This is a genomic window from Endozoicomonas euniceicola (assembly GCF_025562755.1).
GTDB classification, from domain to species: Bacteria; Pseudomonadota; Gammaproteobacteria; order Pseudomonadales; family Endozoicomonadaceae; genus Endozoicomonas_A; species Endozoicomonas_A euniceicola.
Genome location: NZ_CP103300.1, coordinates 5,511,390 through 5,534,078 on the forward strand (window position 1 = coordinate 5,511,390; position 22,689 = coordinate 5,534,078).

Genomic DNA, 22,689 nt, shown 5'->3' on the forward strand with positions numbered 1-22,689 from the left:
ATTAAATGTATCTCCCTGGAGTAGTGGAAACTTTCCAAAGTTCAGTAATAATTCCTGTGAGTTTATTGTTTATCAAAAATTACGATGCCTACCTAAGAACTTTTGCTAAAAAAAACTGTTGTTTATCAGGAATTGGAAAATTCTTGAAGCAGTAGACTCAATGTTGTTCTGATTTATTGGAAGATAGGAGCCCGTCATGCCTGAGAATACCACCCCAGATAGTACTCGGAGAAAAAGATCTGCGCCTAATGAGGGACGCGATACAGCCATGGTTTACCTTATGGTGGATCGAACGGGACCAGATGAACAGTATGCCCGGCAGGTTTTGGCATCAACTACCGCAGAGAATCGAATCTTTTATTTCTATGACCAGAGTACAAAAAAAGTCAGTGTAATCAACGGGCCGGGTAATTCTTTTGTTCCGAAACAAAGTTTACAGCTTAAGATAATTGGTTCAGGGGTTTCGTATGATACTGATGCTAACAGTGAGAAAATAAAGCCCAGGGAGTTGGCAAGGGCGATTAATTCAGTAAGTTTGAAGATATCTTCGATGGCAACACTTAATAGAATGGTGGTGCATTTAAATACGAAAGATAAGCAAGTGCTAAAAAGAATAGCTGTTGGTTTTGTGGAAAAAAGAAGCCTTAAAATAAAAGGAATGGATGTAAAATTTGTATCTTCCAGGATAGCTGGGTTGGAATATCAAGTTTTTGCTGGTGAAAATTATGTACTGAAACAGCCAGACTTTCCTAATAGCAGTAAATTTTATGGTATTACCAGGTTGCCAGAGTCAAGGGCAGGGCATACCTTTCGCAATCATAGACATCAGAATAAAGAAGATGCTGTTATTGGTCTTGAAATTGAGCAGAGGATTCAGTACAAAAAACGACTGGAATCTTTTATAAATCATTTGAAAACGATTAAATCAGAAAATAGGATTCCTGATAATTACGTCCCAGTTATTGAGTCACTCAGGGAAAAGGGTAATGGCTGGCGAATGGATTTTGTTGAGGACGGTTCAGATAAAAAAATAAAAGTGAGTTTTAAAACGAATGAGATAAAGAAATACAGTGACTTTATAAATACAAAGTACCAAAGTAAGCAGAGTTATAAAGGAACGACGTTGTCTGTTTTGAGTACGGCAGCCACAGTAAAATTGATAATGAATAGAGAGGCAATATTAATAAAGGTCAGGGATGACAAGGAATTAAGCAAGCCTCTCTATAATACTCTGAGGGCTCACAACTTTGTCCATTTGGGTATGGAAATACAACAAGGGATTGAGTTTCTTGCCCAGGTTGAAAGGACGGTTGCTTATAAAAAACCAAGTTTAATACCAAGGAAATTGCAGAATTTTCGGAAGTATGGGAAAGTCGGAACAAACGCTTTGGGAAAAGCAAGTAATGTTTTTGCCGTGACTAGTTTGGTGCTATCAATAACAGAGTATCATCTGGCTGATAATAAACAGCATAAAGACGTGCTGGCGAAAAGAGTATCTGCTGATACAGCATCACTTCTATATTTGATAGCATCTAAAGGTCACCCTAAAGCCGTTGCAGTGGCAACACTGTATTATGTATTGGATGCTTTGTTTGATATTTCTGGTATTTTTGAAAGAATGTTTATAAGTGATGCTCAAAAAGAAGAAGAATATCAAAAGCAGTTAAAAAAAACAAAAAGAGCAATTAAAATGCTTAGTAGTGTTTATCTGGATTTAAATCCTTTTAACTTTATTAAGTTGGCCAATGTTTCTCCTCAAAAAAATAATGAATGCCAGGGAAGTACTGATAGCAGCTTCCCACTTATAAAAAAAGAAAGCTATATTGATTTTAATAAAAATATTACTAGTGAAGAGCCTTTTGCCATACCTGTTAATAAAATTAACTTTAATAGTGGTGAGATAGGATATGGTCAAATTCAACTGGCAGTAACGGAATATAAACTGAAAGGGAGTGATAAACAGGATGCTTCGTTAGCAGAGAATCATGTAAAAACTACGAAACATACTGACTCAATAGGAAAAGCTCTGAGAGTTCTTTGTAAGGAAGAAGAAAGGTTGTTCTCTTTTAATTGTGAGAATGGTACTCACACGCTAGGTAGTGATTGGTTTAACAATGGATATGCCTACGTAATGTCCTTCCTGCCTGACTATAAGCTTAATTTTGAGTTTGAAAAAATTTCAGAGGCTCCTGATATTAAAAATAATGGAACAAAACTTTTAAAGGCAGCAGACATAGACTATAAAAAAAGCGGAACAGCTCGCCAATATGTTACTGCTTTTATGAGTTTTGAATGTTTTTGGTGCTTTTTTGTTACTGGTAAAAAGACGATATATCGTGATTATCATCAAGTGTTAACCAAAATAGATAGTCCTGTTTTTCTTGATACAGAAAAAGAAATTACACTTGACGACAGAGATCGTACTTTAGAGTTTCCCAGTAGCGGTGATCAAAGTATCGATAAAAAAGTGTTGTATCAAATAAAAACAGCTGGAAACACTAAGGCTACTTATTATTTTTATATAAAGGGCGCTGCACGCTATGATATAGCAATACCAGAGAGGTCAGAGTCCACTTGGATATTTTATTATAATAATGGGGATTATGATTTTTTTAACAACGATGGAACAATCGCTAACGTCAATGAGACCATAAAAGAGAGTAATATCCAGCTAGGCGATGCCAGTATTACATTTAACGATACTTATCCATCTGTATCGAACGATAAATTGAGCAATTTGGTTAAATATAAAATATATGTTCACGACAGGCGTAGTTTTTTTAATTTCAATTACGGCAAGCCCGTTATTATATTATTAAAGTCAAGTGTTAACTTTTATAATACGAAAGCCAGAGTCGATGAATTTAAAAAACTAATTTCTAAATATTCAGTAGGTAAACGCTATTTTTACACAGAGCTAAGTAACTGTACTGTCGGTTGTTTGAATAATGTTAATGATCCAGGTTGTTTTCAATACAGTAAAATTGACGTTAAAAATAAATTCAGTGGCCCAACTGGAAGCACCTTGAAAAGGGTTAACCTTTTTTATGATAAGGTAAGTGATAAAGAGTTAGTTGTAGTTACTTCTCCTGACAAAGAGTCCGGAATTTCTTTTAGTTCTGTAACACCATTGTCTGTTGTTTTAAGTAATGGTAAGTTCTTTTATGAAAAGCAAAGTAAAACGGTTTATTTTGAGCAGCGTCAGGTTACTGAATATCAGGAGTTTGATTTTTCCATCCCGTCTATTTATTTTGGAACACCAGTCTATTTAATAGGTGATTATTCAGGAAATGATAAAGAGGAATTACGCGTTAAAGATGAATCTGGTTTGTATATGGAATTAAGCTTGTCTAAACAGGGTGTGATTCAAAGTGAAGTTTACAGAATAGTTAGTGACGAAGAAAATATTGTTCCGTTAATAGATAAAGTGGAGGTCTTTAAGGAGACTTTAAGGGTAATACCTGTTGAGATAGAATCTGGTACTAAAAAAGGAGAAGTGGTTGCTGCAGGCTTCTATGACAGGATAAGTAATTGGTTGATAACTTACTTTAATAGTTTTTTTGACTTTTATCGTAAAGATAAAATGGATGAGAAATGTTGCGAATTAAATAGTAATAGGTCGTGCTTACTAAATTTTGATAACAATCTGAATCAATACAATTTTTCGAGAGGAGGCTTAAATGATTCCAATGTCACTTACTCAGAAAAATGTGTTAAGTTTTCTGATCATTCTTCTGGTGAACTTTCAGTAGATTCAGGTGGAAATGTCTCATTAGTCATCAATGGTGATGCCTACAAGGATCTTAAAATTGATCATGCACCTGTAACTGCTTTTGAACAGGATGGTTATATTAAATATGTTTCAATGAATAAGCACACCCAGAACTTATACTATATTCGGGTTGATAAGAGTGTCAGAGGGAGCGAGAGTGGTTTAATTCGCCTATCGTCCCCTGATTTTTTTGTAATTACATACAATAATGCAACTCAAACCTCGAGCGTAAGAAATACCGGTATTTTTAAAGGAGCTATTCCTTTTGAAAATGGTACATTAGTATATACAGTCGATCATGCAATAATAGAAATACCCCATACAGCTTTCCTTCATACGATAACCATTGGAACAAAACAGCCTGCTGAGTATTACTCATATCATCAATGGGAAACAGAAAGTACGGCAAAGCTAATTCCTAAGGATAAGAGTCGCTTGTCATTTGCGAAGTTTGTTTCTGCCTCTGGTATTCTGTTGCAGGGTATTGATTTTGGGTTGATTATCGATAAGGTATTACCTGAAATCGAAGATCATTTTAAAAAATCCAGTGTATGGAATAGAGATATCGCAGAGACGTTTATCAATAAGTTGAAGGATGAGCTGGATGCGGTCTATCAAAGCTTTATCAAGCGATTTGCTGGTCATGTGCCAAATTTTATTCAGCTGATAAAAGGTGATCAGCTGGAAAAAGATAGTCGATTTAACTTTATGCTGGATAAAAAATTCTTTTATAGCGTTGGTGAAAAGGCTATTTTCGCAATAAATGAAAATGATGATATAAAAATTGTCGACGACGACGACAAGATGTTTTTTGCCAAATCTGACTCAGGTAGCCATACACAAACCTATCGTATCCCCTTTGATCCTTACCAATGTTCGGAATCAGCACGATTAGCATTCTTCTCAACGATCCATCCTTCACTAATCGACCCAGCTACACCTGCACCTTCACCTGTGACTGGATCTGTACCTTCAACAACTACTCCCCAGGTGGAAGAGACTGTTATAACCGATGATGCGAAAACTCTCTTTGCGAAAAAGGTGGCTCAAACATTGGTTAAAGCGGGAGAGATCGCGGGAAAAGATGCAGTATCTGGAGGGAAAGAATTTGTAAAACTAACAGGGAAATTGGGTAAGAAAGTAGCTGATGGTACAGGAATAAAACAAAAACATGTAGTCGACACGGGTGAGTCTATAGCGAAGGGAGGGGTGAAAGGCGTTACGAAAACCGTGAAAGTATTTAAAAATATATTTGGTCGACGTAAACGCTCAATAGCTCAAGCTGATGATAAGCTGGCAAACGCTACAGTGTTTAAGGATTTTATATCTTTACCTTGTGCCTATTCGGATAGTATGCCAGTAACTCGTTACACCTGGGATGCTGATGAAGAGGCGTGGGAAGGAAGTTTGAATGGGTATGACTTTCTGTTTAGTGAAAGTAAAAAAGCAATCACAGGTCTTTCTATTGAGAGAAAACATTTAGAGTTATCTGCACACACTGTTTGGGGCTTTCGTGATGAAAACAGCTGGGTTGATAACGTTTTTTCTTTGCAAGTTGCCCTATATCATGTTTTGGGAAGGGGAAGAGATTCATTATTTAAAAGCTATTCAGTGAAGCCCTGGCTTACTATAGCGTTTCCTGCGTCAGGTTCTGGTTTTACAACGGGTTGGTTTGCTCATAGTTTATCCCTTATCACTGCTTGTCCGGTTGGTGAAGATATTGATTCCGTCATCCCGATTGGCTCTAAGTACTATGGTACTTTTAATGGAGCTAAAACAAATGATAAAATCATTATTGATTTTCGAACATTACTTCACTTGCGAAAAAAAAATAAACTACAGTTGATGTATTTTGATAAAGTTAAAGATGCTGGTGATGTTAGCTCTGTTGAATATAGTGATAAAAATCTTAGGCTAAAGGGAACCTTTGATAATGATGTTTTTAATATTGAAGATTACATTCTGACATGGGTATACACTGATCCTATCAAGTATCTTGATGAGGGATTTGTTAGCTCTAATGATTTTTTTATTTATATTAACGGTAATGGTGGGGAGGATCAGTATACGATCAATGATGAAGCACTGAGGTTTTTCAAAAAAATTATTATTTTTACCAGTATTCGTGATTCCGGAAAATCTGCAAGACTATCACGAAGTACCATCAGGTTACGATTACCCTCTGCTCTTTATCAGGCCCAACGCGATGATAAGGATATTACCCTGTTTAATAGATTTGATAACAATATGGGTATCGTGACTATTAAAAATGTATGGCAGGGAAAATATGATGAACTCACAAATCCAGCTTCTATAGAGTTTTCTGATATTACAGTAACAATAGAAGAAATCGCAAAAGTGGTTGCGGATCATGGTGGATTTTTCCGGATTCCATTAATGCCAGGGGAAAGAACCGGGGCAGAAATAAACTTCACTGTGTCGCCTACAAAAGATAATCCTTTACTTATTCATTTCAGCCAGACAAATAGTGTTACTTCCAGAGTCTTTGAGAAAAATTTGTTGCTTTCTTTCAAAAATACACGAATGAATGTGACGATTGAGAATTATAAGTTTGGAAGCGGTGCTGTGCTTTACAGTGCTCGTGGCATACCAGATGCTGTATACACACCTTTGTTTAAGGTAAGCCCAGAAGATATTGTGGTAGATTTTAATAAAAATGAGGGAGAGGCGCAGTGGAAAATACGATATAATCCATTCGTTATACGTCAAGGTTACTTTGATCATTATGATAATATCGGTGTTAATATTCTGTTTGCTGATACAAAAGGAAGGCTCACTTATCGTGCGCTGCCATTCAGAAAGAATAAAATAAGATTTGTTAATAAGAATTTATCATGGCGCATTGAAGGAGATGGTTACTCTCAAATACTGGGTTCACTTAATAAATCCTTTCACAACTTTGGTTTACTCGCTGTTGGAATAAATAATTTGCTTTCTAAAGCCATTTCTACTGATGGCGTGATCCTCTCGTCACCGGGAGACAATATACCAGCCAAACCGTTGACATTGCTTGAATGGGCTGAAGATCTTTCTTATTTTGCTTCTGTTGTGACTTTACCAAACAGAGATAACATCCTTCAGGGTAACAGGCTTAATAATGTCATCTCTTTTACTCCAGAGGAAGGAAAGCGTAAAGTCATAGTTTTCCCTCATGGAGGTGACGACCTTGTCATAATCCAGAAGCCAGAGGCAAAATCAACTATAGACTACAGGCCTTTTTTATCCTGCAAGGCGGGAGGATTGAGTTGCAGGACAAAGAGGCCTGTTAAAATTAATATTTTTGGGACCGAAGGGAACAATATTTTTGTGGTTAATTCAGGGTATCCGGTAACTATAATCGGCTATCGTTCTATTAATCAAAATACATACAACACCGTTATTGTCTCTTCAGTGTCCCGTGTTGATCTGTTATCGGAATACCGTGTGAATCTCGTTATGAAAGATATTACGCCCGGTGATTTGGAGTGGAGTAGTTACAGGATAGAAAGCTCAGGATCAAGTTACACGAAAGTCCCTAACCAAAGCCTTAGTCAGGCAGCACGCTCTGACTTGTCAGAGTATATTGTGCAATTTGCCCTGTCTGAGAATTATCGGCCACTGTTGGCTATTAAAGCGTCAGCTATCAGGAGCATCGTCTTCAATTCCGGAGAGCGTGCCCGTGACCCGGTTAGCTGGTTGGCAGGGATGAGTGATCTGGAGAAGTGTTACAGCGAAGACAGTTCGGGCAGCACTTGTGAAGTTGACGCAATATCAGATATCGCTGACAGTGCCAGGAAAATGGTATCCAGATCAATGGCAACAGAGGCTAACCAGAAGGGAGGGGAGGTTCGTTCATCAGGACGCCATCAAGTTCACGAACAACTGACTAAGCTTATTCAGGACATGAGCACCTTTAAGAAAGTAGCCAGTGTCACCAGTACGCTTGCCTCAACGACGACTATAAACCCAAGTGCGACTATTCTGACCTCTCCGCAGATGAGTACAACGAGTCTTCTATAATTTTCCGCAAACTTCAACTTGCCTTCGGGCTCCTGATTCAGGGGCTATCAGAATGGTTGTCTGGCCTGCGGTCTGAATGGCTGCCAGGCTGGTCAATTTCCAGCTCTTTCATGGCAATAACCGCTTGAGTGCGGTTGCGAACCCCCAGTTTTTTGAAAATGGCGGTAACATGAGCCTTGATCGTGGCTTCTGACACTTCCAGCTCGTAGGCAATCTGCTTGTTCAGCAGACCTTCGCTGATCATGCCTAATACCCGGAACTGCTGTGGGGTCAGTGAGGCGAGCTTTTGTTCGATATCCGGTGTTTTCTGTTGTGTGGCTATGCTCGCTGCATTGCCGGGAAGCCAGACTTCACCATCCAGTATTTTAGCGATAGCTTCTTTCAGGGTGTCCAGAGGTGAAGACTTTGGAATAAAGCCGTTAGCACCATGCTGAATGGCACGCTGGATGACATGATGGTCTTCAGAGGCTGAAACGATGGCAACCGGTACTTCCGGATAATGCCCCCGAAGAAAGATAAGGCCGGATAAACCATGAGCGCCGGGCATATTCAGATCAAGCAGGATAAGGTCAGGGCTGGGAACCTGCCCCAGGACCGACTGAAGCGCAGCTATCGAGCCCGCCTCGTGTATCTCGGGATTCGTAAGCCCCTGTCGTAATGCTGCCTGCATTGCAGCCCGGAACAGAGGATGATCGTCAGCAATTATTATGGTGTGTTCCATACCATTGAGATTGCCATCTTGTCAGGGGAGTGTAAAGCGCTAGTTTGCTATGAAAAAACCGTTCTCATAATCAGCGGTTACGAAAACGGCTGTGGTATTACTTTGCAATAGCCGCTTTTGGTTGTGTGTCACAGTATTGGGCGCAGCAGCCTTTAGATTGTACCGGGCTGAAGCGTTCGGGATGTTTACCGGTAACGCTCTCATAGAAGGCCTGAATTTCACACAGATCTTTTTCCATATTGTCGGTGGGTTTCACTATCGGGCCAAAGCCGCCTACTTTGCGTTTGAAATCCAGATAACCCAGAACAATGGGTATATTGGCGTTCTTAGCCACATGATAAAACCCGGTGCGCCAGCGATCGCCTTTTGCGCGGGTGCCTTCCGGGCAGATGACCAGGCGCAGCTGCTTGTTACCTTTGAAGGCGCAGACCGTCTGTTTTACCATGCTTTTTGGCTTTGTGCGGTCGACGGCAATGCCCCCCAGCCAGTGCATGATGGGTCCAAAAGGCCCCCAAAACAGGCTGGATTTGCCCATCCAGTAGCAGTGGACGCCGGTGCACAGGCCAATAGCAATACCATAGAAAAAATCCAAGTTACTGGTATGGGGGGCAGCAACAAGAATAAATCTCGGGGCCTTGGGCTTTTTACCTTCCACTTTCCAGCCAGACAAAAACAGTCCCAGCCTGGCAATCAGGGTAAATAACGGGCGAATAACTGGTGTATTGAAAATCGTAAAGCGCATTTTGCAGTGCCGTGATTCTCTCGTTGGATAACACTGTTGTTTAAATAACAGGTGTATGAATTCGGTGATGCCATCGCCGGACTTTGGATGAATCCTAGTCTTCTGTCCGGCGATAAAGTCAGTGAAGCGCATTCAACGCCTTTCTGGGTAACATGGGAATACGGGGAAGTGGCTATTGATAAAAGCAAGTACTTTTGTTTCTTATTTGTTGGTGTGGGTTTTTGCACTGTATAAAAAAACAGTTTTTCTTGCGTATTAAGCCGATGAATCAGTAACATAGATGTACTAAACCTGTTGTGTAACTGACCTGTTATGTCTGATCAGCTGTCTACTTCATCGCCTGGAGAAAATCGTAAAATTCTGCACGTGGATGCAGATGCATTTTACTGTTCGGTAGAAGAGCGTGAAGATCGTTCATTAAAAGGAAAAGCCTTTGCTGTTGGTGGCCGCCCAGAGCGACGAGGAGTGATTGCCACTTGCAGTTATGCTGCCAGGAAAGCGGGAGTTCGCTCTGCCATGGCCTCGTTTCAGGCTGTCAGGTTATGTCCTGAATTAAAAATTATTCCGCCACGGTTCGAACTCTATAAAGAAGCTTCGAAAAAAATGCACGACATCTTCCAACGTTACACAGCTCTTATCGAGCCACTGTCGTTGGATGAAGCGTACCTTGATGTCACTGGTGTCGAATTATGCAAAGGAAGCGCCACTCTTATGGCGCAGGATATTATGCGGGCGGTCAGGGACGAAGTGGGTATTACGGTTTCAGTAGGTGCTGCGCCCAATAAATTTCTTGCAAAAGTTGCCAGCGACTGGAATAAGCCGAATGGTTTGTTTGTAATCCCACCCGCAGATATTGAGGACTTTGTCTTTGAACTTCCGGTTGAGCGAATACACGGCGTTGGTAAAGTGACTGCTGAAAAAATGCACAACAAAGGCATTTTTACCTGTGGTCAGTTACGACAGTATTCTCCCCTGGAGCTGTGTCGCTGGTTCGGCACATTTGGCGAGCGCCTCTGGGAAATGGCCCGTGGGGTGGATGAACGCCCGGTGGAAACCGGGCGGCGGCGTAAATCCCTTTCGGTTGAACACACCTACGATGCTGATCTTCTGGATGAGGCTGCTATTGTCGCTAAGGTAAAGCCTCTGCTGGATGATCTGGCGCAGCGGTTTTCTGGTATTAATTCTGAATACGCTGTGCAAAAGCGCTTTGTGAAAGTCAAATTTGCAGACTTCAGCCAGACGACACTGGAAGAGATTCTTGATCGTGATGATCTGGATGCCGAAGAGCATTTCAAAACCCTGATGGTCAGAGCATGGGAGCGTACTAATAAACCGGTTCGGTTGCTGGGGCTGGGGGTTCGGCTGATTGATCTGCGTGCGCCAGAGCGATTTTTGCAGCTGGAACTGTTTGAGCGAAAACGACCAGGGCTTTGAGAGGTTGTTTGAAAAGATTTGACAGTCAGGTGTTTGTCGAAATAATAGCTTTTTTACTTGGCCTTACTGGTTGTTTTATGCAGTTGACCCTTACCACGCCAGCGCTGTTATTTCCGGCAATTTCTCTGTTATTTCTCTCTTATACCAATAAATTTCTGGCACTGGCCTCTCTGATTCGAACGTTGCACGAAGAAAGCCGGAATAACCCGAACAGTCCCGTGATCAGCGGGCAGCTGGAAAACCTGCGGCGGCGAATGAAGCTGATTAAACACATGCAGGGCACCGGAATCATGAGTTTTATCAGTTGTGTACTGGTGATGTTTTTGCTGCATTTCAATTTGTTTCAGTGGGGGTTTGTCATTTTTGGCCTGAGCCTGTTTTTTCTGCTGGTTTCTCTGGTGATCTGCCTGATGGAAATCAAAATTTCGATTGATGCGCTGGAGCTGCAGGTTCAGCAGATGCATCATTAAATGATTTGCGCAACACCTGATCAGTTCAGGCTGAATGATCGGGTGTTGCCGTCAGTGGATCTGTGCTTCTCTTAATATATCGTGACTCCCGGATTTGTCTGATATTCAAGATTTTAAAGTTTTGTATCGGAGTTTAAAAGAAGAACAGGGTTTGTGCCTGGAGCCTGAGGTGACAATTCAGCAATGGGTGCGGGAACCTCTTCCTTGGGAATTTTGCTGGGATCAACATGAGTGGCTTCTGGCTTGTCTTCTTCAGGTTCCTCCTCCTTAGTCTCTTCATCCTGGTTATCGTTGCTGCTATCGCTATTTGGTGATTCTGATTTGCTTTGGCTTGGCTGCGTTTGTGGCTGCACTAGCCATGGGCCTAAGAAAGGAATTCTTCCTAATATGGCTCTAAAAATTCCAGTCCGATTACAGGCTTCGGGAGTTTCTTTATCAGCCTCTTTGCTCTCTTTGTCAGCCCCTTTGCTCTCTTTATCAGCCCCTTTGCTCTCTTTATCATCATCCTTGGTTTCATCTTTCTGTTCATTGCTAGAGGTAGACGCTACGGCACCATTGGCATAGGCTTCGTAGGTGCCCGGAGTGGCCAGAGAGACAAAAACTCTGCGAGGGCCCACTGTTTCTGATTGGGGGCTGAGGGTGACTCCATTCTCTTCGTCTTCTAAAACGTAGCCGTTACCAGTCATCGCTAATTCACTGTTTGAAACTGGCTCTGTTATTTCTATCCGGGCGTGGCTGGATAAAACCCGGAAGTATCTCCCTAAAGCCGCTCGAATGGCTGTGCCGAGTCGAGTTGTGGAAGGGTGATACCATCGAACAGGATTTTGCCGCATCATCTCTTGCAATTGTTGGAGGAATTGAGGGTTCATTAGTGTGGCTGCAAGAGTTCTTGTTGCTTCCCGGTTGACGTCAGATGAATCGGTTTGTGTCAAATGACTATATGAACGATTTAGGAGTGAATAATCTGGAGCCTGCTCTCCCTGGGTGGTACTGAAGCGGAGATAAACAGAACTGGTCGACGTTCCCTCTCCGTCTGCATTGGCAGACGCACTGATAGAAAACCAGCCTCCCGCAGCTAACGGTGTGATGGTGAAGCTCTGGTTACTGTAAAAGCTTAATGCCCGGCTGGCTGCATTCTGCGGAGATTCTTCATTTGTCTCAGGTGTAGCAGTTTTATCAGGCTCTTCTTTTTCCTGATCAGCTTCTTCCTGACTTGAAGGTTCTTCCGGGGAGGATGCTGCTGCTTTTTTTTCTTCATTCCCTGCTTCTTCTTCATTATCAGCTGCATTTGCTTGAGTGTCTGGTTCTTCTGGAGTGTATCCAGTGATTATTATGACGCCATTGATTCCGCTAGATAATTTAAAAGCTGTCGTTTTCTCGCCCTTACCGTTATCAACTTTGCCTTCATAAGAATACCCTCCATACGCCGTATTGAGTATGAATACGAGTATGAATACAAAAAACGCTGTAAAAACAGACAGCACTCTAGGAGTGTGCATAAACTGGACTCCTTGAACTGAACTTTGTAGAAGTAAAACGTCATCATTTGATGACACGAAGAGAAGTCTAGTTCATAGAGTCGGTTACATTGGAATTTACACAGCGACAGTCAGTTTACCTCATAACTATTTCTGGTCAGAAGCTGTGAACCGGCAGAGGATAAAAGACAGTAGGCAACAAACCAGTAGAAGCCGTTGTGCAGCTGTGCATTGAAGTTGACCGCAGCACTTTCCGACGAGGCGGCATTGGCTGCCAGCAGGGCGATAATCACCCCCATGGCAAAGACGTCCGACATGGACCACTTGCTTAAGACAGCATTGGCTTTAAGCAAGATGCCGGATGACCGGGAAAAGCAGGCGGCGATTAGCAGGATGGATTTTATGGCGGGTATAACAACGCTGAATACCAGAATAAGAATGGCCACAAAGCGATAGCCAAATTGCCAGAGGTCTTGAGCGGTTCCCAGAATACTGCGGGTTTTGTCGTAAACCAGGCTATCACCGTTGACTCTCAGACTACCCAGAAACTGGCTGGCCATGGATTTCATGGCCGGGTGCATGTCCTGTTGTTCTACCAGGGTTTTGCCGGTTTCCACCAGGGCCTGGTGGCTGAGTGATGCCTGCAGGGTGATTAATGGCTGTGTAATGCCCGGTATCAGCAGGGCAAGGGAGAGCAGCAGAATAATCAGTGGAGCCAGATTTTTTGTTCGGTTTGTTGTTGTGGTCATTGTTATAGCCAGCGTTTTACTTGTGTCCTGATCCCATCAGGGTAGAGTAAAAAACAGGTTATGCAAACGCTGGCTGATACGGTTAATCGCCTTTTCAGGCTAAAGAGTCAGGCCACAGGCTCAAAATAATCGACCAGCAATTGCAGGGACTGCTGGCCCCGGAACTCATTGATATCCAGTTTATAGACTGCCCGGATGCGATGGATAGCAGGGTTCGGCCAGAGCTGAGGGTCGATATTGAAAGCGATCCCATCCAGATAAAATTCGCTGTCCGGAATTTTTAATACCATCTTCAGGTGCTTCTGCCCCACCAGTCGCTGCTGTATTAACTGAAACCGGCCATCAAAGCAGGGTTCGGGAAAGCTTTGTCCCCAGGGGCCGGCATCTCTGAGCATCTGCGCAGTCTGGAGGGTAAAGTCATGGTTTTCCAGAGTGCCGTCGGTGTGAATTTCCGCCTCCAGGGCGTCGGCATCCAGTTGTTCCCGGACGACTTTGTCAAAGCAGTCCGAGAAGGCAGTCAATCCATCCTGCTTAATGCTTAATCCGGCAGCCATGGCGTGACCGCCAAATTTGATGATCAGTTCCGGATGCTCTCTGGCAATGGTATCAAGGGCATCGCGCATGTGCAGGCCTTTGACAGAGCGGGCAGAACCTTTCAGTTCACCATTATCCGCCGCAGCAAAGGCAATCACCGGGCGGTGTAGCTTATCTTTAATCCGTGAAGCCAGAATACCGATAACGCCCTGATGCCAGCCTTGCTGATACAGGCTGATCCCCCAGGGTAGTTCAGTCTCTTTGTCCAGATTGAGCTTTGCCAGTTCAGCCAGAGCTTCCTGTTGCATACCGGTCTCAATATCCTTTCTGTCCCGATTCAGGCTGTCCAGTTCGGAGGCTATCTCTCTGGCCTGCTCAATGTGTGGAGTGAGCAGCAGTTCAATGCCGGTGGACATATCGTCCAGACGCCCGGCTGCATTGAGTCTCGGTCCCAGGGCAAAGCCAAGATCACTGGCGACCAGTCTGGACTGGCTGCGCCCGGATATGTCGATTAATGCCTTGATACCGGGTCGGCAATGACCGGCACGAATTCTTGCTAACCCCTGATGGGCAAGAATACGGTTGTTTTTATCCAGGCTGACAACGTCTGCAACGGTGCCGAGCGCCACCAGATCCAGTAACTCGAAAGGGTTGAAGGCAGGATGATGGTCAAACCAGCCGCGCTGGTTCAGCTCGGTGCGCAGGGCGCACATCACATAAAAGATAATGCCGACACCTGCCGTGTTTTTGCCCGGAAATGGACAGTCGGGCTGGTTTGGATTCACAATCGCATCGGCATCAGGTAGCTCCCGCCCGGCAAGGTGGTGGTCGGTGACAACCACCTGCCAGCCCCTGGCTCTGGCGGCGGCTACTCCTGAAAGGCTGGAAATACCGTTATCAACCGTCACCAGAACCTGTGGCTGATAAGATTCCGCCACTGTCACTATTTCAGGGGTTAAGCCATAGCCGTATTCAAAACGGTTGGGAACCAGATAATCCACCTGTCCGCCCATGGCGCGGATAGCCAGTACACCAAGGGCGCTGCTGGTGGCGCCATCGCAGTCAAAATCACCAACAATCAGAATCTTCTTCTGTTCGACGATGGCATCGGCCAGGAGATGGGCGGCAACTTCAATATCTTTAAGGTGAGTGTAATGGTGCAGCCCCTTCAGCTGGCGTGCTATTTCGTTTTCACTGGTAATACCCCTGGCGGCGTATACGCGTGCCAGCAGAGGGGGTAGGGAAGTAGACAGTAGTTCGGTAACGTCTCGACGGATAATCTGTTTTTGCATGATAGCCGGAAAGCAGGACAGTGATCTGGTTAATGATGCGGAATTGAGGGAGGATACTCAATATAAATGTTGAGTTTATCGCTATCCGCTTTTTTGGCTGTTGGCTGTTGGCTGTTAGCTGTTAGGCGTCAGGGAGGCAGCACTGTAGAATATACCAGCGCTAAGTCATTCCCGGCGAAAGCGGTAATCTACCACGAATAGTGAGTCCCCTCCCTCGCGGGGGTGACGATGGGGTGTTTTTCTGTGCTACTTCCTTTATTGCGATGAAGAATTACGGGGATCAGTCTCTGCCCGGGGCTGAGTAGTTGCAATAAATTTTCCATCCAATTGTTTGACCATGATTGTCTCTGTTGACTCAGTTAAATGAGTAACCACTTGAACCGGTGGCCTTTCTTTATCATGTGAGCTGATATAGCTTACGCTGGTTGTTTCGGAGGAGCCCGGGCCAGAGTTAAAAGAGTGTGTTGTTGTGACTACTCCGGCGGATGCGTGAGTGGATACGGTTATATCAGGCGTATTCGGGGCTGAGTGACGCTGTTCTATGTGCTTTTTGAGTTTATATCGTTCTGTATAACCAACTCCACAGTCTGGGCAACGAAATTTTTTTCCTGTGTGGGTTTGCGTGTGTAGACTGAGAACCCCCTTCCGTTTAAATGCTTTTCCACAGACATCACAGCTATGTGGCTTTTCGTCTGTATGGGTTTGCATGTGTGTGGTTAAAGTAAAACGCCGGGCAAAATTTTTTCCACAGACATCACAGCTATATGGCTTTTCGCCTGTATGGGTTCGCATGTGTTGGGTTAAATGAGACGACTGGGAAAATTTTTTTTCACAGACATCACAGCGATATGGCTTTTCGCCTGTATGGGTTCGCACGTGTTTGGTGAGTCCCTCGTGGGTAAAACAGTCCTTGCCACATGTTGGACATTTATAACTTGGCATACCAGAATCTCTTTTGCTGCCATTAATGTTTCGGGTTCAAATCATAAGCCTGTTTCTGGAAATCACTGACATCGGGAAATGCACGGTGAATTATAGTGCTTTCTGTGCTGCTGTTCCCAAGTTGGTAGTTTCTTAACCGCTACTTCCCTTAGCTGTTAGCTGTTAGCTGTTAGCTGTTAGGTGTCAGGGAGGCAGCACTGTAGAATATACCAGTGCTCCGTCATTCCCGGCGAAAGCGGTAATCTACCACGAATAGTGAGTCCCCTCCCTCGCGGGGGTGACGGTGGGGGGGTCTGTGCCACTTCCTTTATTGCGATAAAGAATTACGGGGGATCAGTCTCTGCCCGGGGCTGAGTAGTTGCAATAAATTTTCCATCCAATTGTTTGACCATGATTGTCTCTGTTGACTTAGTTAAACTAGTAACCACTTGAACCGGTGGCCTTTCTTTATCATGTGGGCTGATATAGCTTACGCTGGTTGTTGCGGAGGAGCCCGGGCCAGAGTTAAAAGAGTGTGTTGTTGTGACTACTCCGGCGGACGCGTGAGTGGATACGGTTATATCAGGCGTATTCGGGGCTGAGTGATGCCGTGTTATGTGTTTCTTGAGTTCATATTGTCCTGTATAACCAGCTCCACAGGTTGGGCAACGAAACTTTTGTCCTGTATGGGTTAGCGTGTGTCTTCTGAGATTGCCCTTATGATTAAATGCTTTTTTACAGACATCACAGCCATATGGCTTTTCGCCTGTATGGGTTCGCATGTGCCTGGTTAAATCAGACGTCTTGGAAAAACCTTTTTCACAGACATCACAGCTATATGGCTTTTCGCCTGTATGGGTTAGCATGTGTGTGGTTAAATTAGACGCATTGGCAAAATCTCTTCTACAGACATCACATCTAAATGGCTTTTCGCCTGTATGGGTTCGCATGTGTATGGTGAGTCTCTGGCGGGTCGAACAGTTCCTGCCACATACTGAACATCTAAAACCTGACATACCAGAACCTCTTTTACTGCCATTAATGTTTCGGGTTCAAATCATAAGCCTGTTTCTGGAAATCACTGACATCGGGAAATACACGGTAAATTATAGTGCTTTCTGTGCTGCTGCTCCTAAGCTGGTAGTTTCTTAACCGCTACTTCCCTTAGTTCCTTAGTTGTTAGGTGTCAGGGAGGCAGACTGTAGAATATACCAGCGCTCCGTCATTCCCGGCGAAAACGGTAATCTACCACGAATAGTGAGTCCCCTCCCTCGCGGGGGTGACGATGGGGTGTTTTTCTGTGCCACTTCCTTTATTGCGATGAAGAATTACGGGGATCAGTCTCTGCCCGGGGCTCAGTAGTTACAATAACTTTTCCATCCAATTGTTTGACCATGATTGTCTCTGTTGACCTAGTTAAACTAGTAACTACTTGAACCGGCGGCCTTTCTTCATCAAGAAGTGGCCCAATATAGCTTACGCTGGTTATTGTGGAGGAGTCCGGGCCAGAGTTAAAAGAGTGTGTTGTTGTGATTACTCCGGCGGACGCGTGAGTGGATACGGTTATATCAGGCGTATTCGGGGCTGAGTGACGCTGTTCCATGTGCTGTTTGAGTCTATATTGTTGTGTATAAACAGCTCCACAGTCTGGGCAACGAAACTCTTGTCCTGTATGGGTTAGCGTGTGTCTACTGAGATTGCCCCTATGATTAAATGCTTTTTTACAGACATCACAGCTATATGGCTTTTCGCCTGTATGGGTTCGCATGTGTCTGGTTAAACCAGACTGCTCGGCAAAACCTTTTTCACAGACATCACAGCTATATGGCTTTTCGCCTGTATGGGTTCGCATGTGTCTGGTTAAACCAGACTGCTCGGCAAAACCTTTTTCACAGACATCACATCTAAATGGCTTTTCGCCTGTTGTATGGGTTCGCATGTGTCTGGTTAAACCAGACTGCTCGGCAAAACGTTTTTCACAGACATTACATCTAAATGGCTTTTCGCCTGTATGGGTTCGCAAGTGGTTGATGAGTATCGCGCGGCTCCGACACTCCTTGCCACATTCTTTACATTTAATACCTGGCATGCCAGAACCTCTTTTTCTGCCATTATTAATGTTTCGGGTTCAAATCATAAGCCTGCTTTTGGAAATCACTGACATCGGGAAATACACGGTGAATTATAGTGCTTTCTGTGCTGCTGTTCCTAAGCTGGTAGTTTCTTAACCGCTACTTCCCTTAGCTGTTAGCTGTTAGGTGTCAGGGAGGCAGCACTGTAGAATATACCAGTGCTCCGTCATTCCCGGCGAAAGCGGTAATCTACAACGAATAGTGAGTCCCCTCCCTCGCGGGGGGGGGGACGATGGGGTGTTTTTCTGTGCCACTTCCTTTATTGCGATGAAGAATTACGGGGATCGTGTGCCGTAGCACACAACAGAAGGTTAAAGGATGAACTGTCTGATTTGTGTCGAAGCTATAGGAGAAGATGGCGGTAGGTCCGCCGAAGTCGGTTGTCGGAAACAGGCTTCAAACCACCTCAAGCGGCTGTCATTAAGAGTGATGGTCGTGAGCGTTGAGGAAAAGGCGAACAATGATTCGTCAGGTGTTGTACAGAGAGATGAGTAAACCCGAATCTTCGTTGAGGCGTCGTAAAGTTCTCTTTCGACATCGAAAGCTGGGGCCGATTCCTCCTCAGTGATAAGCCTGCAGGTGAATTCCGAATGCTGTGTAGGCGGTGTCCGGCGTATAGAAGGCATGACTCTGTACTGGGCTTCCCTATGGAAATGCGGGAACCAGTCGTGCGGATGTTAAGGGAGACTCCCAGGTGGCGAACCCACAAGGGCTTGAGTACCGATGCTGCGCACTGGGGCGGAGCCGTTCGTAGTAGTGTTGAAGCTTCTGTAATGGAAGTGGAGCGAAGGGGCGGCGTCAGGCAGTTTTCAGTAACACCCAACGATATGTGATGGATCTTGCTCGTGAGCCTGAAAAGAGGATCTTGTCTGGATGCCTGTAAAGGACGTAGCCAGCAACCTGTTTCACGTATATCGACAACCTGAAGATATTGGATGAGGTGCTTAATGAAAACAGGACAACGCACAAAATTGGGGTTCAGCAAGTGATACCCAAGGGAGGCCAGGTATCACCCAAGTGGGCTTACGGTAAGTGGGGAAGTCTGCCTGATGGAAGCGGTATGAGTCGAGAGGCTCACGTACCGTTTTACGAGGGGCTGGCGGGGAAGTTCCGCCGGTCTACTCACCAGTCTCTGCCCGGGGCTGAGTAGTTGCAATAAATTTTCCATCCAATTGTTTGACCATGATTGTCTCTGTTGACTCAGTTAAATGAGTAACCACTTGAACCGGTGGCCTTTCTTTATCATGTGAGCTGATATAGCTTACGCTGGTTGTTTCGGAGGAGCCCGGGCAAGAGTTAAAAGAGTGCGTTGTTGTGACTACTCCGGGGGATGCGTGAGTGGATACGGTTATATCAGGCGTATTCGGGGCTGAGTGATGTCGTGTTATGTGTTTCTTGAGTTCATTTGGTCGTGCATAAACAGCTCCACAGTCTGGGCAACGAAACTCTTGTCCTGTATGGGTTAGCGTGTGTCTACTGAGATTGCCCTTATGATTAAATGCTTTTTTACAGACATCACAGCTATATGGCTTTAAGCCTGTATGGGTTCGCATGTGCTGGGTTAAAGTAGACTGCCGGGCAAAATCTTTTTCACAGTCATCACAGCGATATGGCTTTTCGCCTGTATGGGTTCGCATGTGCCTGGTTAAATGAGACGACCGGGAAAAATTTTTTTCACAGACATCACAGCGATATGGCTTGTCGTCTGTATGGGTTCGCATGTGTAGGATGAGTCCATGGCGGGTCGTACAGTTCCTGTCACATACTGAACATTTATAACTTGGCATACCAGAACCTCTTTTGCTGCCATTAATGTTTCGGGTTCAAATCATAAGCTTGTTTCTGGAAATCACTGATATAGGGAAATACACGGTGAATTATAGTGCTTTCTGTGCTGCTGTTCCTAAATTGGTAGTTTCTTAACCGCTACTTCTCTTAGCTGTTAGGTGTCAGGGAGGCAGTACTGTAGAATATACCAGCGCTCCGTCATTCCCGGCGAAAACGGTAATCTACCACGAATAGTGAGTCCCCTCGCTCGCGGGGGTGACGATGGGGTGTTTTTCTGTGCCACTTCCTTTATTGCGATGAAGAATTACGGGGGTCAGTCTCTGCCCGGGGCTGAGTAGTTGCAATAAATTTTCCATCCAATTGTTTGACCATGATTGTCTCTGTTGACTTAGTTAAATTAGTAACCACTTGAACCGGTGGCCTTTCTTTATCAGGTGACCTGATATAGCTTACGCTGGTTGTTTCGGAGGAGCCCGGGCCAGAGTTAAAAGAGTGTGTTGTTGTGGTTACTCCGGCGGACGCATGAGTGGATACGGTTATATCAGGCGTATTCGGGGCTGAGTGATGTCGTGTTATGTGTTTCTTGAGTTCATATTGTCCTGCATAACCAGCTCCACAGGCTGGGCAACGAAACTTTTGTCTTGTGTGGGTTCGCGCGTGTTGACTGAGAGCCCCCTTCCGTTTAAATGCTTTTTCACAGGTTTCACAAACATGTGGCCTCACGTCTGCATGGCTTTGCACGTGTCTGGCTAAATTAGACGAATCGGCAAAACTTTTTCCACAGACATCACAGCTATATGGCTTTACGCCTGTATGGGTTCGCTTGTGCCTGCTTAAACTAGACTGCTCGACAAAACTTTTTCCACAGACATCACAGCTATATGGCTTTTCGCCTGTATGGGTTCGCATGTGTTTGGTGAGTCCCTGGTGGTTCGAACAGTTCCTGCCACATTCTGAACATCTAAAATTTGGCATGCCATAACCTCTTTTGCTGCCATTAATGTTCCGGGTTCAAATCATAAGCCTGTTTCTGGAAATCACTGACATCGGGAAATACACGGTGAATTATAGTGCTTTCTGTGCTGCTGTTCCCAAGTTGGTAGTTTCTTAACCGCTACTTCCCTTAGCTGTTAGCAGTTGGTTGATGGCTGTATGAACAGCCAGCAGCCAGCAGCCTGGTTTCCTATGCGTGACGGGTTTGCTGCCTGATGAAAGCCTGTAGTTCTGGCAGATCGTTTTCAAGTACGCTATAACGTTCTTCGCGCTGTAACAGGTCGCTCATGTGGGGAGGCAAAGAAGGTGATTGCAGGCCTGCTTTTTCCACAGCATCCGGGAATTTTACCGGGTGCGCTGTCGCGAGAACCACCTTGGGCATCCGGGGGTCAAGGTTCAGTTCCTGCAATGCCCGTACGCCGATGGCGGTGTGAGGATCAGCCAGATAGCCGGTTTCCCTGTGCAGCTGTGCAATGGTTGAGCAGGTGTCGGCATCGTCAGTACGACAGCTTTCAAACAGGTTTTTGATTTCCAGCCAGTTTGCTTCTGGCACCTGCAACTTGCCGGTACTCTGGAAGGTTTCCATGAGTTGTGCCAGCCGGTTTCCATCTCGTCCCAGCATATCAAGCAGTAGTCGCTCAAAATTGCTGGACACCATGATGTCCATACTCGGTGACAGAGAGTGTTCCAGTGGCTGCTTGCGGTAATCGTTATCCTTGAAGAAGCGATGCAGAATATCGTTCTGATTGGTAGCGACAACCAGCTTGCCAACCGGAAGACCCATGCCCCGGGCAATGTAACCGGCAAAGATATCGCCAAAGTTGCCGGTGGGAACCGAGAAGGCGACTTCGCGATCCGGGGCTCCCAGCAGCAGTGCGGCATGGAAGTAATACACCACCTGCGCCATGATGCGCGCCCAGTTAATGGAGTTAACGGCTACCAGTCGTGTATTGTCTGGCAGGAATGACTGGTCGGCAAAGGATTGCTTCACCATGGCCTGACAGTCATCAAAATTACCTTTGATCGCAATATTGTTAACATTGTCAGCCAGTACGCTGGTCATCTGGCGACGCTGGACTTCTGAAACCCGCTGGTAAGGGTGCAGGATAAAAATATCCAGGGCATCACTATGACGGCAGCCTTCTATGGCCGCCGAACCGGTGTCACCGGAGGTGGCACCCAGCACAATGGCTTTTTCGCCACGTTCTGTCAGCACATGGTTGAGCAGTCGTCCAAGCAGTTGCAGGGCAAAGTCCTTAAATGCCAGGGTCGGGCCGTGGAACAGCTCCATAATCCATTCGTTGCTACCAATCTGGTGCAGGGGCGCAACTGCACGATGGCTGAAGCTGCTCTGTTCAAAACCCGTTGTTGTACTATAACTGTCGTCAATCAGCTGTTTCAGTGTAGTGTCGTCAATTTCGCCGCCTGCAAAAGGCTTGATGATCGTGAATGCCAGCTCGTTATAGGGCAGTCCTCTTAGTTGTCGGATGGCTTCTTTTGAGAACTGCGGCAGTTCAGCGGGTATATAAAGCCCTCCATCGCTGGCCAGTCCAGTCAGCAGTACGTCCTGAAAGCCTTTTGTCTCAGCTTTTGACTGACCATAGCTGGATCGGGTTGTAATATATTTCATGTTTTCCTCCGTG

Annotated in this window: 17 protein-coding genes; 6 read left to right on the top strand and 11 right to left on the bottom strand. The window is 44.9% G+C overall.

The genetic code is table 11. The features are described from left to right. Positions 1-196: 196 nt before the first annotated feature. Positions 197-7,792, top strand: a complete 7,596-nt coding sequence (locus NX720_RS22405) for a hypothetical protein (protein ID WP_262597643.1) — start codon at positions 197-199, stop codon at positions 7,790-7,792. 37 nt (positions 7,793-7,829) lie between these two features. Here the strand turns inward: NX720_RS22405 and NX720_RS22410 are convergent, their stop codons facing one another. Both NX720_RS22410 and NX720_RS22415 read right to left on the bottom strand, forming a co-directional pair. Then, positions 7,830-8,513 (bottom strand): response regulator transcription factor, encoded by a 684-nt coding sequence (locus NX720_RS22410; RefSeq protein WP_262597645.1) that lies wholly within the window; start codon positions 8,511-8,513, stop codon positions 7,830-7,832. Positions 8,514-8,610: 97 nt separating this feature from the next. Then, a complete protein-coding gene (locus tag NX720_RS22415; protein WP_262597646.1) occupies positions 8,611-9,387 on the bottom strand; it encodes a lysophospholipid acyltransferase family protein in 777 nt (258 codons plus the stop codon). Between the two features lie 180 nt (positions 9,388-9,567). Here NX720_RS22415 and dinB point away from each other — a divergent pair, with 180 nt between their 5' ends. Continuing rightward, positions 9,568-10,689, top strand: a complete 1,122-nt coding sequence (gene dinB / locus NX720_RS22420; RefSeq protein ID WP_262597647.1) for a DNA polymerase IV — start codon at positions 9,568-9,570, stop codon at positions 10,687-10,689. Positions 10,690-10,766: 77 nt separating this feature from the next. Then, complete coding sequence (locus NX720_RS22425) at positions 10,767-11,159, top strand: DUF2721 domain-containing protein (RefSeq protein ID WP_262597648.1); 393 nt, start codon at positions 10,767-10,769, stop codon at positions 11,157-11,159. A gap of 113 nt (positions 11,160-11,272) precedes the next feature. Here NX720_RS22425 and NX720_RS22430 read toward each other — a convergent pair whose 3' ends face one another. The 6 genes from NX720_RS22430 to NX720_RS27325 form a co-directional block, all read right to left on the bottom strand. Next, positions 11,273-12,715, bottom strand: coding sequence for a hypothetical protein (locus NX720_RS22430; RefSeq protein WP_262597650.1), 1,443 nt, complete (start codon positions 12,713-12,715; stop codon positions 11,273-11,275). A gap of 53 nt (positions 12,716-12,768) precedes the next feature. After that, positions 12,769-13,386 (bottom strand): paraquat-inducible protein A, encoded by a 618-nt coding sequence (locus NX720_RS22435; protein WP_262597651.1) that lies wholly within the window; start codon positions 13,384-13,386, stop codon positions 12,769-12,771. Positions 13,387-13,493: 107 nt separating this feature from the next. Next, positions 13,494-15,212, bottom strand: a complete 1,719-nt coding sequence (recJ, locus tag NX720_RS22440) for a single-stranded-DNA-specific exonuclease RecJ (protein ID WP_262597652.1) — start codon at positions 15,210-15,212, stop codon at positions 13,494-13,496. 255 nt (positions 15,213-15,467) lie between these two features. Next, a complete protein-coding gene (locus tag NX720_RS27315; RefSeq protein ID WP_404831021.1) occupies positions 15,468-16,154 on the bottom strand; it encodes a C2H2-type zinc finger protein in 687 nt (228 codons plus the stop codon). Between the two features lie 323 nt (positions 16,155-16,477). Further along, complete coding sequence (locus NX720_RS27320; protein WP_404831022.1) at positions 16,478-17,149, bottom strand: C2H2-type zinc finger protein; 672 nt, start codon at positions 17,147-17,149, stop codon at positions 16,478-16,480. A 296-nt stretch (positions 17,150-17,445) separates the two neighbouring features. Beyond that, on the bottom strand, positions 17,446-18,222 hold the full coding sequence (locus NX720_RS27325) for a C2H2-type zinc finger protein (protein WP_404831023.1): 777 nt from the start codon (positions 18,220-18,222) through the stop codon (positions 17,446-17,448). A gap of 361 nt (positions 18,223-18,583) precedes the next feature. Here NX720_RS27325 and NX720_RS22445 point away from each other — a divergent pair, with 361 nt between their 5' ends. From NX720_RS22445 to NX720_RS22455, 3 genes are all read left to right on the top strand, one after another. After that, on the top strand, positions 18,584-18,760 hold the full coding sequence (locus NX720_RS22445) for a hypothetical protein (protein WP_262597653.1): 177 nt from the start codon (positions 18,584-18,586) through the stop codon (positions 18,758-18,760). A gap of 95 nt (positions 18,761-18,855) precedes the next feature. Next, positions 18,856-19,098, top strand: coding sequence for a hypothetical protein (locus tag NX720_RS22450; protein ID WP_262597654.1), 243 nt, complete (start codon positions 18,856-18,858; stop codon positions 19,096-19,098). Between the two features lie 152 nt (positions 19,099-19,250). Then, a complete protein-coding gene (locus tag NX720_RS22455) occupies positions 19,251-19,415 on the top strand; it encodes a hypothetical protein (RefSeq protein ID WP_262597655.1) in 165 nt (54 codons plus the stop codon). Here the strand turns inward: NX720_RS22455 and NX720_RS27330 are convergent. The 3 genes from NX720_RS27330 to thrC form a co-directional block, all read right to left on the bottom strand. Beyond that, entirely contained in the window at positions 19,384-20,052 is a 669-nt protein-coding gene (locus NX720_RS27330) for a C2H2-type zinc finger protein (RefSeq protein ID WP_404831024.1), read from the bottom strand. The genes NX720_RS22455 and NX720_RS27330 overlap by 32 nt on opposite strands. A gap of 289 nt (positions 20,053-20,341) precedes the next feature. Then, positions 20,342-21,028 carry a C2H2-type zinc finger protein gene (locus NX720_RS27335; RefSeq protein WP_404831025.1) on the bottom strand — a complete coding sequence of 229 codons (687 nt, stop codon included), beginning with the start codon at positions 21,026-21,028 and terminating at the stop codon, positions 20,342-20,344. Between the two features lie 208 nt (positions 21,029-21,236). Beyond that, positions 21,237-22,676, bottom strand: a complete 1,440-nt coding sequence (thrC, locus tag NX720_RS22460; protein ID WP_262597657.1) for a threonine synthase — start codon at positions 22,674-22,676, stop codon at positions 21,237-21,239. Positions 22,677-22,689: the final 13 nt, after the last annotated feature.

What these genes read in the sequence shown, in the direction of transcription:
- NX720_RS22415 (WP_262597646.1), bottom strand. Translation starts at nt 9,387, where the DNA reads ATGCGCTTCACTGACTTTATCGCCGGACAGAAGACTAGGATTCATCCA.
- thrC (WP_262597657.1), bottom strand. Translation starts at nt 22,676, where the DNA reads ATGAAATATATTACAACCCGATCCAGCTATGGTCAGTCAAAAGCTGAG.
- NX720_RS27315 (WP_404831021.1), bottom strand. Translation starts at nt 16,154, where the DNA reads ATGCCAAGTTATAAATGTCCAACATGTGGCAAGGACTGTTTTACCCAC.
- NX720_RS22425 (WP_262597648.1), top strand. Translation starts at nt 10,767, where the DNA reads ATGCAGTTGACCCTTACCACGCCAGCGCTGTTATTTCCGGCAATTTCT.
- NX720_RS27320 (WP_404831022.1), bottom strand. Translation starts at nt 17,149, where the DNA reads ATGTCAGGTTTTAGATGTTCAGTATGTGGCAGGAACTGTTCGACCCGC.
- NX720_RS27325 (WP_404831023.1), bottom strand. Translation starts at nt 18,222, where the DNA reads ATGCCAGGTATTAAATGTAAAGAATGTGGCAAGGAGTGTCGGAGCCGC.
- NX720_RS22410 (WP_262597645.1), bottom strand. Translation starts at nt 8,513, where the DNA reads ATGGAACACACCATAATAATTGCTGACGATCATCCTCTGTTCCGGGCT.
- NX720_RS22435 (WP_262597651.1), bottom strand. Translation starts at nt 13,386, where the DNA reads ATGACCACAACAACAAACCGAACAAAAAATCTGGCTCCACTGATTATT.
- NX720_RS22405 (WP_262597643.1), top strand. Translation starts at nt 197, where the DNA reads ATGCCTGAGAATACCACCCCAGATAGTACTCGGAGAAAAAGATCTGCG.
- NX720_RS22445 (WP_262597653.1), top strand. Translation starts at nt 18,584, where the DNA reads ATGAACTGTCTGATTTGTGTCGAAGCTATAGGAGAAGATGGCGGTAGG.
- NX720_RS27335 (WP_404831025.1), bottom strand. Translation starts at nt 21,028, where the DNA reads ATGCCAAATTTTAGATGTTCAGAATGTGGCAGGAACTGTTCGAACCAC.
- dinB (WP_262597647.1), top strand. Translation starts at nt 9,568, where the DNA reads ATGTCTGATCAGCTGTCTACTTCATCGCCTGGAGAAAATCGTAAAATT.
- NX720_RS27330 (WP_404831024.1), bottom strand. Translation starts at nt 20,052, where the DNA reads ATGCCAAGTTATAAATGTTCAGTATGTGACAGGAACTGTACGACCCGC.
- NX720_RS22450 (WP_262597654.1), top strand. Translation starts at nt 18,856, where the DNA reads ATGCTGTGTAGGCGGTGTCCGGCGTATAGAAGGCATGACTCTGTACTG.
- recJ (WP_262597652.1), bottom strand. Translation starts at nt 15,212, where the DNA reads ATGCAAAAACAGATTATCCGTCGAGACGTTACCGAACTACTGTCTACT.